Genomic DNA, 13,932 nt, shown 5'->3' on the forward strand with positions numbered 1-13,932 from the left:
GCCCCCCGTGCACCCGAACCGTGGGTTAGGTCACGCTTACTTGGCGTTCCGTTCGGGCAGTAACGACCGTAGGCTCGTTTGATGGCGCGCCCTTGACCGACACCCCCCTGCCGACCCTCCGAGGACGGATTCCGTCATGCCTCGACCGACTGCCGCACAGCTCGCCTACGGTTCGGCCACCGTCTTTCTCTCCACCCTCGCGATGCTGCTGCTCTCGCAGACGCAGACCGGGGTCGGGGTCGCGGTCATCGCCATCGCCGGGCTCGGGCTCGGGCTGCTGGTCGCCATGACGGTCCCGATGCCCGGGGTGCCGCGGGTGGTCCGCCGGCGTCTCGCACGGGCCAAGGCGCCCGCCGCGCCCGCCCCCCTGCGGGCCGTACCGACGCCGCCCGAGCACGTCCGGCCCGTGGCGGCGCCTCCCCTCGCCCGCTGGGGAAACCTCACCGGCCCGGCCGCCGCCACGGACGCCCGGGTCGGCGAGCACTCACGCTGACGGGGCGCCGCCCGTCTCCGTGGACACCACCACGGTCTTCGCCGCCTTGTCGTGCAGACACTGGTGGTACGGCTTGTCCCAGGTACACCACAGGACGTTGACCAGCCAGAAGATGAAACCGCAGCACGGGATGATCTCCGGGAGCGTATAGACGGCGGCCCGGGTCCAGCCCGCCTGGTTGGTCGGGGTCGAGCCGTTCGAGAGCATCGCCACCCGGATCTTCATCGCCATCTTGCCGAGGGTCTGGCCGCGACTGGAGAGCATCAGCCCTTCGTAGATGAGATACGCCAGCATGGTGACACCCGATACCGTCGACTGCCTACCGGCCTCCACGCTGTCGGTGCTGAAGTAGTCCACCCCGCCGACGATCAGGGTCATGATCACGGACACCGGCACACCGATGATGATCGCGTCGATGATGCGCGCCACGAGCCGCCGGCCGCGGTTCGCCAGCGGCGGCATCCCGGCCAGCGGATCGGCCGGGCCGGGCTGCCCGCCGTAGGGATCGCCGGCATACGGGCCGCTGCCGTACGAGGGCGGCGGGGGCGGCGGGGTGCCACCGGGCGGCGGGCCTCCCGGGGGTGGCGTACCGCCCGCACCGCCGCCCGCAGCGTCGCCACCCGCGCCGTTGCCGCGCGGAGCGTGGTTACGAGGCGAGCCGTTCTCACGGGGAGAGCTGTTACGGGGAGCGCCGCCCGCCGAGGGCTCCTGCGGCTTCTTCAGGAACGGGTCGTTCTCCGGTGGCTCACCGGGGCCGGGCCGGGGCTGGTCGGTACTCATGGCCCGAGTCGACCCCTTGTCAGGGCCCGCCGCATCCGGCGAAGTCCGTTCGGGGGACGGAAACCGCCCGTCGGGGAGCGGTGTGCCGCGGCGGCGCTCGGCCACCGCGGCACGGGTCACGGACGGGACGGGCGGACGGCCGCCCCGGCGAGGTGCCTCAGCCGGAGGCGACGAACGTCCGCGCGACCTTGTCGTGCCAGCACTGGCGCCACGGCCGGTCGAACACGCACCAGACGACGTTCAGCACACCGACGACGAGCACGCCGAGCACGCTGTAGACGAACCAGCGCTTGAGCGCCGCCCCGAGGGTCGGGGTGTCATGGCCCTCGATGTCCAGGACCCGTACGCCGCACAGCTTCTTGCCCAGGGTGCGGCCCCACTTGAGGGTCGGCAGCGCCTCGTAGAGCGCACCGCCGATCAGCAGGACGGCCAGGATCGTGGCGAGGACCGGGATGGTGGTGCCGTCGATCAGATAGACCGTCACCTGGCGGCCGGACTGCTTGGCCGCCTCGACCTTGGCGTCGATGTGGTCCGTGACGGTGCTCCACATGGGGACGGCCACCGCGGAGGTGAGCGCGCCCAGCACCAGCGTGTCGATCAGCCGGGCCGCCAGCCTGCGGCCGAGGCCCGCCGGGTGGCCCTGCGCAGCCTGGGCGGCGGCTTGGAAGGGATCGGCGGCGGCCGGCGGCTTCCAGGGGATGACGCCGTCGGCGTCGGCGCCCTGCGCGCCGGACCCGGCCGGTGCGCTACCGCCCTGCGGCGGGAAGCCGGCCGAGGGGGCGGACGCCCCCGGACCGGGGGTCTGCTGCGCCGGGCTCTGCGGGGCGGGGTGCTGCGGGGCGGGGTGCTGCGCGGGGCTTTGGGGAGCCTGGCTCTGCGGGGCCTGGTGCTGCGGGGCCTGGTGCTGCGGGGCCGGGCGGCCCTGCTGCTGGGCGCCGACGGACGGCAGCGACTGCGGGGAGCCCTCAGCGGGCGCGGCGGACGGGGTACGGCCGCCGCCCGCGACCCGGATCGCCATCGTCTCGCCGCCCTTGGCGGGCTGGCCGGCGTCGGGCCGTACCGCACGGATCGCGGTGGTGCCCTGGTCGCCGGAGTTCCCGCCGCGGCGGGCGGCCGGGTTCACGGCCCGGATGGCGACCGTCCCGTCGGTCGGGCGCTCCGGGCGCGGGGCGGGCGAGGACGCACCGGGCGCCTCGCCGGCCGGTGCCTCGGCACCGGCCTGCTCCTCGCGCTGCGGCGGCACCGCACCCCAGGAAGGCGCGCCCGACGGCGTACCGGGGGGCGCCTGGTCCGGTGAGCCCCAGGAGATCCGGCGGTCGGTCTCGTTGCCGTAGCCGCCCTGCCGGGAGGCGTCGGCCTGCCAGGCGGCCGCCGGTTCGGGGCTGGTGCCGTGCAGCCGGGCCGGGTCGTCCCAGCCGACCGCGGGCCGGGCCTCGACCTCGCCGCTCCGGCGTACGGCCGGCATCGCGGAGCCGCCGGCCGCCTCCTCCTCGTCGAAGAAGACCGGGCCGGTCTCCTCGACGGCGGGGGTGGGCGGCGGGGCCATGCCGGGTGGCGGCGCGGGCATCGCCTCGCCCTCGGCGGGGGCGGGCCGGCTGGTACCCGGCACCCATGCGGCACCGTTCCAGTACCGGATGTAGCCGGGGATGGACGGGTCCGGGTAGAAGCCTGGCGTGGGGCTACCGCCGGCGGATCCTGAGGTAGGAGCGCTCATGTCCGAAGTCCCGTATCTGTACTCGGCCTGGTGGGTGTGGGATGCAGTCTGCCGCAACGCGGCGTCCACATCTATCAGACCCCGGTTGCATCGGTGCCCATGCCCGCCCACGACCACCTGTAAGAGGCGCGGCAAAAAAGTTGTACGAAGTCGTGTAATGGTCCGGCGCCCGGCGCCTCTTCCTCTATGCGGGCCCGGTACCGGGTGTCCGCGGGGAGCGGAGAGAGGCGGACGTCATGCACACCGTGGTGGAGCGAGAGTTGGAGCTGGGCCTGGTCCTGTCACCGGAGCGGAGCGTTCCGGTGCCGGCCCGGCTGACGTACCGGACGGACGACCCGTACGCCGTCCATGTCACGTTTCATATCGGTTCGCACTCCCCGGTCAACTGGACCTTCGCCCGCGAACTGCTCGTCGAGGGCGTGTTCCGGCCGTGCGGCAACGGCGATGTGCGGGTGTGGCCGACCAAGCTCGACGGCCGCAGCCTGGTCTGCATCGAGCTGGACTCGCCGAACGGCCAGGCGCTGCTGGAGGCACCGGCCGCCGCGGTCTCCGCATGGCTGGAGCGCACCCTGCGGATGGTGCCGCCGGGGTCCGAGCAGCGGCATCTGGACCTCGACAAAGGGCTGGGCGACCTGCTCGCCATGGCGTCGTCGGACGATCTGTGGCCGAGCGGCCCGCGGCCCTCGGACGAGTCCCCCGAGCCCGGGGCGTAGGGGGTGACGTACCGGGCCTTCGGGGGACGGGGCGGGGAGGCCGACGCCGCACCGCGCCGGCCCGGTGGAATGTTCCCGGGGGCCGCACTGTTGGGCGCGGTATGAACGAGAGCTACCGCGCACGGACAGGTCAGGACACCGGCTCCACGGCGTACGGCACCGGTGTCGCGGTGTTCGGCACCGGCTCCACGGCGTACGACGCGGACTATTACGAGCACGGCGCCGCCGCCGACCGCTGGGCGCGGGCCCAGCTGTTCTTCGAGGCGAAGGACTTCACGGCCGCGGCCCGGATCCTGCGCGGCGTGGTGGACGAGGACCCACGGCCGGTCGCACCGCGGCTGCTGCTCGCCCGTGCCTACTACCACTCCGCCCAACTGGGGCGCGCCGAAACCGAGTTGCGGGCCGTACTGGACCGCGATCCGGTCGAGGCGTACGCCCGTCTGATGCTGGGCCGCACCCTGGAGCGCCAGGGGCGTGCCGGCGAGGCCGCCGGGCAGCTGCGGATCGCCGCGGCGCTGGGCGCGGACGCCTGAGCGCCCCTTCGCGACGCCTCAGCCGCGGTACGCCTCCAGCAGCCGCAGCCACACCTCGCTGATCGTCGGATAGGAGGGCACTGCGTGCCACAGCCGCTCGATGGGGACCTCGCCGCTCACCGCGACCGTCGCGGAGTGCAGCAGTTCGCCGATCCCGAAGCCGACGAAGGTGGCGCCGAGCAGCACCTCACGGTCCAGGTCGACGACCATCCGGGCCCGGCCGCGGTAGCCGTCCGCGTACAGGGCCGCCCCGGAGACGGCCGCCAGATCCTGGTCGACCACCCGGGTGCGGTACCCGGCCTCCTCCGCCGCGGCGGCGGTCAGGCCCACCGAGGCGGCTTCGGGGTCGCTGAAGACGACCTGCGGGACGGCGAGGTGGTCCGCGGTGGCGGCGTGCGCGCCCCAGGGGTCGGACTCCAGGATGGGGATGCCCCGGGCGCGCGCGGAGATCGCGGCGCCGGCGATCCTGGCCTGGTATTTGCCCTGATGGGTCAGGAGCGCGCGGTGGTTGACGTCGCCGACGCCGTAGAGCCAGCCACCGGTCACCCCCGTCACCCGGAGGCTGTCGTCGACGTCCAGCCAGGAGCCGGGGGTCAGGCCGACCGTCTCCAGGCCGACGTCCTCGGTGCGCGGGGCCCGGCCGGTGGCGATCAGCAGCTCATCGGCGACGATCTCGTCGCCGGAGTCCAGCTCGACGGTGACCGGGCCGCCCGGGGCTTCCCGGCGCACCGCGCGCACCTCGACGCCGGTCCGCAGGAAGACCCCGGCCTCGGCGAGCGATTCCGCGACCAGACGGCCGGCGAAGGGCTCCATACGGGGCAGCAGCCCGTCGCCGCGTACCAGCAGCGTCACGGAGGAGCCCAGGGCCCGCCAGGCGGTGGCCATCTCGACGCCCACCACGCCGCCGCCGACCACGACCAGGCGGCCCGGCACGGCCTTGGCGCTGGTGGCTTCGCGGCTGGTCCAGGGCCTGGCCTCGGCGAGCCCGGGGATGGGGGGCAGTACCGCGCGGCTGCCGGTGCACACCGCGACCGCATGCCGCGCGCTGAGCACCCGTCCGCCGTCGACGACCACCCGCCGGGGCCCGGCCAGCCGGCCGTGGCCGCGTACCAGGTCGATGCCGGCCGAGTCCAGCCAGCGGACCTGTCCGTCGTCCTTCCAGTAGGAGACGAACTCGTCTCGGTGCGCGAGCACCGCGGGCACGTCCAGCGGCACATCCGCGGCGTCCTTGAGGCCGGGGACCCGGCGCGCCTCGGAGCGGGCGGTGACCGGGCGCAGCAGGGCCTTGCTGGGCATGCACGCCCAGTAGGAGCATTCGCCGCCGACCAGTTCGCTCTCCACCACCACCGCGCTCAGCCCGGCGGCGTGCGCCCGGTCGGCGACGTTCTCACCGGTCGGCCCCGCCCCCAGCACGATGACGTCATACGCCTCATCAGCGGCATTGGTCGCTTCGGTCGCTGCCATCGGCTCTCGCTTCCTGCGTCGGCATGAGGTGGCCCGGCGGGTCCTTCTGGCCATCCTCTGCCCAACGGGGCGTCAGCGCATCCGGCGTTCGACCGCTTCCTTGGCCTCGACGAGGTCGGAACCGGTCACCTCGCGGTGCACCTTGATGGCCTGGATCTTCTTGCCCTGCGCCAGCAGGGCGTCGATCTCGGCCATCCTGGGGTGCTCCGGCTCGACGATCCCGGCCTGCACGAGCAGCAGGTCCATCTTGCGTTCCAGCCGCTGGAGCCGGGTTTCCAGCCGTTTGGCCCGGCGGTCACTGGCCAGCGCGGCCGGGTAGGCGCCGAGCAGGAGGACGGCTATGGCGATGAGGGACGCGGATTCCATGGCGGCACTCTACGAGGCGGCGGCGCGTGCCATGAACACGGCAGTCGCCGCGGGACCGTGCACGGTGCCGCGGACGGCCGGTGCGCCGTCGGTCAGGATCTCGCACTCGGCGTAAGCGTCCGGCCCGTCGAGGGTGAGGGTGAGCATCGGCATGGCACCCACGCCCCGTGCGTCGGTCACCACGAACCACGGCAATTCGGGCCGGACCACCTGCTGTTCGCCGCCGGAGTCACCCGGCGCCTGGACGGCGTAGCTGAGGTCGTCGACGCCCTGGCCGGTCACGCGGAAGGTGACCATGCCCTCGCCGGATCTGTGCGGATCGTTGATCGTCATGGGGGCAGTCAACCGTCCTTTCCCCTGCCGTGTACATCCGGGCACTGGCCCGTGTGGCGGCGTTCGGGGGCGCCGGATCAGGGCAGATGCAGGATCTGGGTCGTCACGAGGTAGAAGACCACGGCCCAGAACACCATCACCGCGGCGACGGTGCCGAGGCCGACGAGGTTGGTCTTCGTCGCCGGTGCGTCCGGGCGTGGCCGCAGCCACCGCCTCAGCAGCGGGTTCACGTAGAAGGGCATCGTCACGAAGCTCATGATGAAGCTCGACAGCAGGTTGCCCACGAGCAGCCCGAGCCAGAGCCGCATCTTCAGCGGTGACAGCAGGAGCGTCAGCAGCACCACGGTCGGGTACAGGCCGACCCAGACCGCGACGGAGGTTTTGGTCTCCGAGGGCGGCGGCGCTTCCCTGCCGTTCTTCTCGAAGGCGAACCAGCTGCCGAACGAGCTGTCGATCGTGCGCATGCGGAAGTCGTGGAACCTCTCGCCCTCGGCGAGAAGTCCCTGCCGCTCGGGCGACGTCAGCCAGGCATCGAGGTGCTCGGCGCTGTCGAATCGGTACAGCGTGGTCCATTCGTCCTGAAGCCCCTCGACCGGACGGAAGAGTTCGGTTCCGCGAAAACCTTCGAAGGCGCTCTCCTCCCGGTCCATATGGCGCTGCCAGGCGAGAAAGGCGTCGACGTGTTCCGGGTGGACGCGGTGGGTGACCACAACGGTCACCAGCGGGTCCGGTGGCCGTATGCCGCCGCTGACGACCTGCTGGGTTGCCGGGCCGTCACGATAGGCGCTGCCGCGGTCGAGAAAGCTCTGCCGGGTGGCGCTGTTGATCCACGCTTGCAGATGGGCTATCGAGTCGAATCGGTAGACGACCAGCCAGTCGGGTTGCAGGGGTGTCGGCCGGGAGATCTCGGCGCCGAGAAAACCGTCGTAGTCGGCGGCAGCGGCGTTGAGGGCCTCCTGCCACGCTTCGAACTCCCGCTCCAGGCCGGGCCGGACCTTCTGGCCGATGATGACCGTCGCCTCGGCACCTTCCGACCTTCCGGTGGTCATGTGCGCAGGCCCGTCGTCACCGGCGCGCTTTCGCCGAGCCGTCGGTAAATGCGTTCCGGTGCCAGGGGCAGCGCGCGGTAGCGGACGCCCGTGGCGTCATGGAGCGCGTTCGCCAGCGCGGGAGCCACCGGGTTGATACAGCATTCCGCGATCCCCTTCGACCGCAGGGGCCCGACGGAATCCGCCGAGTCCACCAGCAGCACGTCGGTGCGGGGGATGTCGGCGTAGGCGGGGATGCGGTAATTGCGGAAGTTCGGGTTGACCATGACTCCGTTCGCGTCGACATGGTGGTTCTCGGTGAGGGCGAAGCCGATTCCCTGGGCGACACCGCCTTCCACCTGTCCCCGGACCTGCGCGGGGTTGATGATGACGGCGGCGTCGGTCGCCTGGACGCTGTAAAGGATGCGGATCTCCCCGGTCACCTGATGGACGGCGATGCGGAACCCCTGCGTATTGGAGGTGACGCTGCGGGGTGAGCCGTGGGCCTTGCGGGCGGCGGTGAACCGGATGCCGCGCGCTCGGGCGGATGCGACGAGCTCCGCCAACGGCACCCGCCGGTCACCGCAGAGGACGCTCTCGTCGTCCATCGAGCACATCACGAGATGCTCACCTGTGTAAGCGGCGGCGAATTCCAGGATGCGGTCGCGCACGGCATTGGCCGCTCGGAGTACCGCGTTGCCCGCCACGAAGAGGCCGGCACTCGCGAAGGCGCCGGTGTCGAATCCCGTGCGGTCGGTGTCGGATTGCACCAGGCGGATCCGCGACGGGGTCGTGCCCAGCTGGTTGGCCGCGATCTGGACATGCGCGGTCGACGTACCCTCGCCGAATTCGACGGTGCCGACGGCCAATTCGTACACGAGGTCGTCGCCCAGCGTGACCCAGGCCTCGGAGAGGTGTTCGGTCGGCGGCGCGGTCTCGTGCAGGGAACTCGCGACACCGGCCCCGACGAGCCACCCGGGGCCGGGCGGCGGCTCCTTCGCGGTACGGGCCATGGCCTCGTCCACCAGGTCGATGCACTTCGCGAGCCCGTCCTCGGTGAACACCACGTCGTCGGGGCCCTCGTGCAGGGCGAGGAGCGGATCGCCCGGTCGCACGATATTGCGCCGTCGCAGTTCGAGCGGATCTATGTGCAGGGCGCGTGCGAGTTCGTCCATCGCCGATTCCACGGCGAACGACGGCTGCGTCATCCCGTAACCGCGCAGTGCCCCGCTCGGCACGGTGTTGGTGTAGACGGAGAACGCGTCGTACTTCTTGTGCGGGCAGCGGTAGAGCATGAGGGCGGCGCCGCCCGCATACAGCGTTTCGCCGGCATGATTGCCATAGGCGCCCGTGTTCGACACGGTACGGACCTGGAGCGCCGTGAGCGTTCCGTCCGCCTTCGCGCCGAGCTTGACCGTCAGCGTCATCGGATGCCGTGGCGAGGCGGTGGTGAACTCCTCCTCTCGGGTGTACTCGAAGGAGACCGGCCGCCCGGTGTCCAGGGTGGCGAGTGCCACCAGATCCTCCGAGATCACTTCCTGTTTGCCGCCGAAGCCGCCGCCCACGCGGGCACAGAACACCCGGAGCCGGTCCGGGCGCAGCGCGAACAGACGGGCCAGTTTGACCTTCCCGATCGACGGTGACTGCGAACTGGTGCGGACGTTCAGGCGGCCGTCCTCCATCCAGGCGATCGAGCCGTGGGTCTCGAGATGCGCGTGCTGCACCCGTGGGGAGAAGTACGTGCCTTCGTGGATCACATCGGCCTCGGCGAACCCCGCGTCGATATCGCCGAGGTGCGAATGGATCTCCACCAAGGTGTTGTGGACGGGGTCGAGGACGAAGGGGTCCACCGCGCCGTGCAGTTGTGGCGCCCCCTCTGCCCTTGCCTCTTCGGGGTCGAATACCGCCGGCAGCACCTCGTACGCCACGACGACCCGTCGGCAGCCCTCTTCTGCCGCCCCGACGGAGTCGGCCAGGACCGCGACGACGCGCTGGCCGACGAAGCGGACGGTGCTGTCGAGGACGTAGGTGTCGTCCGGATCCACGAGATGGTCGGTGTGGATCGCCGTGCTGAAGCGCCTGCGCGGCACGTCTTCCCAGGTGTAGACCCGGTGTACGCCGGGAACCGCGAGCGCGGCGGTCTTGTCGATCGAGACGATCCGGGCGTGCGCGTGGGGTGAGTGCAGCACCTTGAGGTGCAGCATGCCGTCGAGGTGCGTGTCCATCGTGAACGCGGCGCGACCGGTCACCACGTCATCGGCCGCCGGCGCACCGACGCTCGTCCCGACGGCCTTTCCCGGCGCTGCCTTCGCCACGCCGACGACGCCTTTCACGGCATCCTCGATCGCTCGATAACCGGTGCAGCGGCAGAGGTTGCCCTTCAACGCCCTTGGCAGGTCCGCCTTCTGGGCCTCGGTGAACGTTGCCGACGTCATGATCATCCCAGCGGTGCAGAAACCGCACTGGAATCCCGGGGCGTCGCGGAACTGCCGCTGCACCGGATGCAGGTTTCCCGGGGACCCGATCCCTTCGATCGTCGTCACCGCACGGCCGTCCGCGCGGAAAGCGGGGGTGATGCAGCTGTGTACCGGACTGCCGTCCAGCCACACCGTGCAGGCACCGCAATCGCCTGCGTCGCAGCCCTTTTTGACGCCGTGGTGGCCGAGGGCGCGGAGGAAGGTGCGCAGGCACTGGCCGGGGTCCGGTTCTTCGTCGAAGCGCTTGCCGTTCACGAGGTAGGTCATGCCGGGCCCCCGGCCGTGAGTTCGCGACGGATCTCTTCGGCGAAGTGCCGTGTCAGATGACGGCGGTGGTCGGGAGTCCCGTTGGGATCGTCGAACCAGACGTCGGCGGGGAGGGCGTCGATGCTCTGCTGCAGCTTCCGGGCGTCGGGCACGGTGTCGAAGGCCATGCGCACCGGCCGTGTGGTGCCGGCGGTGACGGTGAGCAGCAGATCGCGCGTTCCCGGCGTTTGCGTACCGATGAGGAATACCGTCGAACGGCCGAGGCGGGTCAGCGAGAAGCTGCGGTGCGCGGTGCGTTTCCGCAGGGCGTGCGCCGGAATATCGATGCGCCGCAGGATTTCTCCGGGGGCCAGAATGTTCTCCTTGTTGCCGGTCACAAAGGTGAGGGCATCGACGGTGCGCGCGGTCCCGTCAGGAGCCCACAGCTCGTACTGTGCCTCCAGTGCGACCGTCAGTGTGATCATGGGGCCGGCCGGCAAGGACATGCAGATATTGCCGCCGACCGTCGCCGAGCTCCAGACCTTGAACGAGGACAAGAACGCCTCGCAGCTGTGCCTGAAGAGGGGGCCCGCGGTCCACTCCTCCGGCAGCGCATGGGCGTACAGCTCGCTGATGGTGCAGGTGGCGCCGATGCCGAGGCCCGCTTCGCCCGGGACGAGGGGTTCCCAACGCAGCGCCGTCAGATCGATCAGGCGGCGCAGGCCCGGCTGCTCCACGGAGAACAGCCAGGTTCCGCCGGCGAGCCAGGCATCGCCCGCCCGCCAGTCCGCGCCTGGCCGGTCGGACGGTCGCCGGACGACTTCGGTGATGGTGTTGAGGTCCATGGGAACTGATCTCCCTCACGACGAAAATCGTGCGCGCGGGGAACGGCGCAACCTCAAGCGACGGAATCCATATATGGCCGACGCGGTCGAAATATGGCCGCCGCGGTCGAACTCCTCACGAAAGGACCGGCGGACGCAGATATTCGTGTTCAGGATAGGCAGAAAGGTCCGCTCTTGCCACGTCAGGACCTCGGCGGGGAATCAGCATTTCTGCGCCTGCCCGCAACGACGAGTAAAATCGCCGACCGCACGGCACGGAACGGCGCCGGGGCCCGTGTGCTTCAGAAAAGCTTTCCGGGGTTGAGAATCCCCAGCGGGTCGAAGACGTCCTTGATGCCGCGCTGCAACTCCACTCCCACCGGCCCCAGTTCCCGCGCCAGCCACTCCTTCTTCAGGACACCGACGCCGTGCTCACCGGTGATGGTGCCGCCCAGTTGAAGGCCGAGCGCCATGATGTCGTCGAAGGACTCGCGGGCCCGGCGGGACTCGTCGGGGTCGGCGGCGTCGAAGCAGACGGTGGGGTGGGTGTTGCCGTCGCCGGCGTGGGCGCAGACGCCGATGGTCAGGCCGTACTTCTCGGCGATGGCGGCGGTGCCGTCGAGCATCTCGGCGAGCCGGGAGCGCGGGACGCAGACATCGTCGATCATGGTGGCGGATTTGACCTGTTCCAGCGCGGTCAGGGTCAGCCGGCGGGCCTGCAGCAGCAGATCGGACTCGGCGGCGGTCTCGGCGGGTACGACCTCGGTGGCGCCCGCCGCGGTGCACAGCTCCCCGACGGCGGCGAGGTCGGCGGCCGGCTCGGGGGTGTCGAAGGCGGCCAGCAGCAGCGCCTCGGTGCTGTCCGGGAGGCCCATCTGCGCCATGTCGTTGACCGCGCGGATGCTCGTACGGTCCATCAGCTCCAGCAGCGAGGGGGCGTGGCCGCGGGCCATGATCTCGCAGACGGCCTGGCAGGCGGCCGCGGTGGAGGGGAACTCGGCGGCCAGCGCGAGCTGTTGCGGCGGCTCCGGCTTGAGCGCGAGGACGGCGCGTACGACGATGCCCAGGCTCCCCTCGGAGCCGACGAACAGCCGGGTGAGGTCATAGCCCGCGACGCCCTTGGCGGTGCGCCGGCCGGTCGTCAGCAGCCGCCCGTCGGCGAGGACGACGTCCAGACCGAGGACGTACTCGGCGGTGACCCCGTATTTGACGCAGCACAGGCCGCCGGAGGCGGTGCCGATGTTGCCGCCGATGGAGCACTGCTCCCAACTGGAGGGGTCCGGCGGGTAGTAGAGGCCGTGTTCGTTCACCGCGCGGGACAGGACGGCGTTGATGACGCCGGGCTCGACGACCGCGATCCGGTCGACGGGGCTGATCTCGATGATCCGGTCCATCTTGACCAGGGAGAGCACGATGCAGCCGTCGGAGGCGTTGGCGGCGCCCGACAGGCCCGTGCGCGCCCCCTGCGGGACGACCGGGACCCGCAGCTCGGAGGCCGTCCGCATGATGTGCTGGACCTCTTCGACGGTGCGCGGCAGGACGACCACGGCGGGCGTCCCGGCCTCGCAGAAACTCGCCATGTCATTGGCGTAGGAGCCGGTGACGTCGGGATCGGTGAGGATCGCTTCACCCGGAAGTCCGGTGCGCAGCCGTGCGATGAGGTCCATGCCCTCAGCCTCGCACCCATGGGCCGCACACGGAAGATCGTGTACGGCCCACCGGTGAGCTCAGCGCGCAGCGCGGTCTTCCGGAGGTGCAGGTCGGGTGACGGGCGGGCGGTCAGAGATTGCCGCGCCGTTCCTGCTCCCGCTCGATCGCCTCGAAGAGGGCCTTGAAGTTGCCCTTGCCGAAGCCCATGGAGCCGTGCCGCTCGATCATTTCGAAGAACACGGTCGGCCGGTCCTGGACCGGCTTGGTGAAGATCTGCAGCAGATAGCCGTCCTCGTCGCGGTCGACCAGGATCTTCAGCTCGCGCAGCGTCTCCACGGGCACCCGGGTCTCGCCGGCCCACTCGCCGAGGGTGTCGTAGTAGGAGTCGGGGGTGTTCAGGAACTCCACACCGGCGGCGCGCATCGCCCGGACGCTGGCGACGATGTCATTGGTGGCCAGCGCGATGTGCTGGACGCCGGGGCCGCCGTAGAACTCCAGGTACTCGTCGATCTGCGACTTCTTCTTGGCGATCGCGGGCTCATTGATCGGGAACTTGACCTTGAGCGTGCCGTCGGCGACGACCTTCGACATCAGCGCGCTGTATTCGGTGGCGATGTCGTCGCCCACGAACTCCTTCATGTTGGTGAAGCCCATGACCTTGTTGTAGAAGGCCACCCACTCGTTCATCTTGCCGAGTTCGACGTTGCCGACGCAGTGGTCGATGGCCTGGAAGCGCCGCGGGCCGGTCTCCACCAGCGGCTCGGCGGCGACGAAGCCGGGCAGATAGGGGCCCTGGTAGCCGGAGCGCTCGACGAGGGTGTGCCGGGTCTTGCCGTACGTGGCGATGGCCGCCAGGACGACGGTCCCGTGCTCGTCCTCGATCTCGTAGGGCTTCTCCAGGCCGGTGGCGCCGTGGGCGACGGCGTGCTCGTAGGCGGCGCGGGCGTCCGGGACCTCGATGGCGAGATCGATGACACCGTCGCCGTGCGCCGCGACATGGTCGGCGAGGAAGCGGCCCCACTCCGTGCCGGGCTTGATGACGGAGGTGAACACGAACCGGGCGCCGCCGGATTCGAGCACATAACTCGCGGTCTCGCGGCTGCCGTTTTCCGGGCCGGAGTAGGCGACGCGCCGCATGCCGAAGGCGGTCGAGTAGTAGTGCGCGGCCTGCTTGGCGTTGCCGACGGCGAAGACGACCGCGTCCATCCCCTTGACCGGGAAGGGGTCCGCCTGCCGGGCCGTGTCGGGGGCTGCGGACTGGGTCGGGGTCGGGGTGTGCATCGTGGTGTCTGCCATGTCCGCAGAGTCCCC

General features: G+C 70.9%; 13 protein-coding genes. 3 read left to right on the forward strand and 10 right to left on the reverse strand.

What is annotated here, in order from left to right; all coding sequences use genetic code 11:
• Nucleotides 1-136 precede the first annotated feature (136 nt).
• Complete coding sequence (locus ACWGI6_RS14140) at nucleotides 137-493, forward strand: hypothetical protein (RefSeq protein WP_453267739.1); 357 nt, start codon at nucleotides 137-139, stop codon at nucleotides 491-493.
• On the opposite strand, the gene ACWGI6_RS14145 is transcribed toward ACWGI6_RS14140, so the two are convergent.
• Together ACWGI6_RS14145 and ACWGI6_RS14150 are read right to left on the reverse strand one after the other, a co-directional pair.
• Nucleotides 485-1,273: an RDD family protein gene (locus ACWGI6_RS14145; protein ID WP_453267740.1), complete on the reverse strand. Its 789-nt coding sequence runs from the start codon at nucleotides 1,271-1,273 to the stop codon at nucleotides 485-487. The genes ACWGI6_RS14140 and ACWGI6_RS14145 overlap by 9 nt on opposite strands.
• A gap of 157 nt (nucleotides 1,274-1,430) precedes the next feature.
• Entirely contained in the window at nucleotides 1,431-2,987 is a 1,557-nt protein-coding gene (locus tag ACWGI6_RS14150) for an RDD family protein (protein WP_453267741.1), read from the reverse strand.
• Nucleotides 2,988-3,223: 236 nt separating this feature from the next.
• On the opposite strand from ACWGI6_RS14150, the gene ACWGI6_RS14155 reads away from it, so the two are divergent.
• Together ACWGI6_RS14155 and ACWGI6_RS14160 are read left to right on the forward strand one after the other, a co-directional pair.
• Nucleotides 3,224-3,700, forward strand: a complete 477-nt coding sequence (locus ACWGI6_RS14155; RefSeq protein WP_453267742.1) for an SsgA family sporulation/cell division regulator — start codon at nucleotides 3,224-3,226, stop codon at nucleotides 3,698-3,700.
• A gap of 170 nt (nucleotides 3,701-3,870) precedes the next feature.
• Complete coding sequence (locus ACWGI6_RS14160; RefSeq protein ID WP_453267806.1) at nucleotides 3,871-4,233, forward strand: tetratricopeptide repeat protein; 363 nt, start codon at nucleotides 3,871-3,873, stop codon at nucleotides 4,231-4,233.
• Nucleotides 4,234-4,251: 18 nt separating this feature from the next.
• On the opposite strand, the gene ACWGI6_RS14165 is transcribed toward ACWGI6_RS14160, so the two are convergent.
• The 8 genes from ACWGI6_RS14165 to hppD all read right to left on the reverse strand — a co-directional run bounded on the left by ACWGI6_RS14165 (nucleotide 4,252) and on the right by hppD (nucleotide 13,917).
• Nucleotides 4,252-5,697, reverse strand: coding sequence for a dihydrolipoyl dehydrogenase family protein (locus ACWGI6_RS14165; protein ID WP_453267743.1), 1,446 nt, complete (start codon nucleotides 5,695-5,697; stop codon nucleotides 4,252-4,254).
• 72 nt (nucleotides 5,698-5,769) lie between these two features.
• Entirely contained in the window at nucleotides 5,770-6,063 is a 294-nt protein-coding gene (locus ACWGI6_RS14170; RefSeq protein ID WP_393907325.1) for a ribosomal protein L7/L12, read from the reverse strand.
• 9 nt (nucleotides 6,064-6,072) lie between these two features.
• The gene (locus tag ACWGI6_RS14175) at nucleotides 6,073-6,396 is read right to left on the reverse strand and encodes a hypothetical protein (protein WP_453267744.1); all 324 of its coding nucleotides are present in this window, start codon (nucleotides 6,394-6,396) and stop codon (nucleotides 6,073-6,075) included.
• Nucleotides 6,397-6,473: 77 nt separating this feature from the next.
• Nucleotides 6,474-7,445 (reverse strand): antibiotic biosynthesis monooxygenase, encoded by a 972-nt coding sequence (locus ACWGI6_RS14180; RefSeq protein WP_453267745.1) that lies wholly within the window; start codon nucleotides 7,443-7,445, stop codon nucleotides 6,474-6,476.
• A complete protein-coding gene (locus tag ACWGI6_RS14185) occupies nucleotides 7,442-10,168 on the reverse strand; it encodes a molybdopterin-dependent oxidoreductase (protein ID WP_453267746.1) in 2,727 nt (908 codons plus the stop codon). Before ACWGI6_RS14185 ends, ACWGI6_RS14180 begins: the two co-directional genes overlap by 4 nt.
• The gene (locus tag ACWGI6_RS14190) at nucleotides 10,165-10,992 is read right to left on the reverse strand and encodes an FAD binding domain-containing protein (protein ID WP_453267747.1); all 828 of its coding nucleotides are present in this window, start codon (nucleotides 10,990-10,992) and stop codon (nucleotides 10,165-10,167) included. Before ACWGI6_RS14190 ends, ACWGI6_RS14185 begins: the two co-directional genes overlap by 4 nt.
• 281 nt (nucleotides 10,993-11,273) lie before the next feature.
• The gene (locus ACWGI6_RS14195) at nucleotides 11,274-12,638 is read right to left on the reverse strand and encodes an FAD-binding oxidoreductase (protein WP_453267748.1); all 1,365 of its coding nucleotides are present in this window, start codon (nucleotides 12,636-12,638) and stop codon (nucleotides 11,274-11,276) included.
• Between the two features lie 112 nt (nucleotides 12,639-12,750).
• A complete protein-coding gene (hppD, locus tag ACWGI6_RS14200) occupies nucleotides 12,751-13,917 on the reverse strand; it encodes a 4-hydroxyphenylpyruvate dioxygenase (protein ID WP_453267749.1) in 1,167 nt (388 codons plus the stop codon).
• Between the last annotated feature and the right edge of the window lie 15 nt (nucleotides 13,918-13,932).

This window comes from Streptomyces sp. NPDC054786 (genome assembly GCF_053611685.1).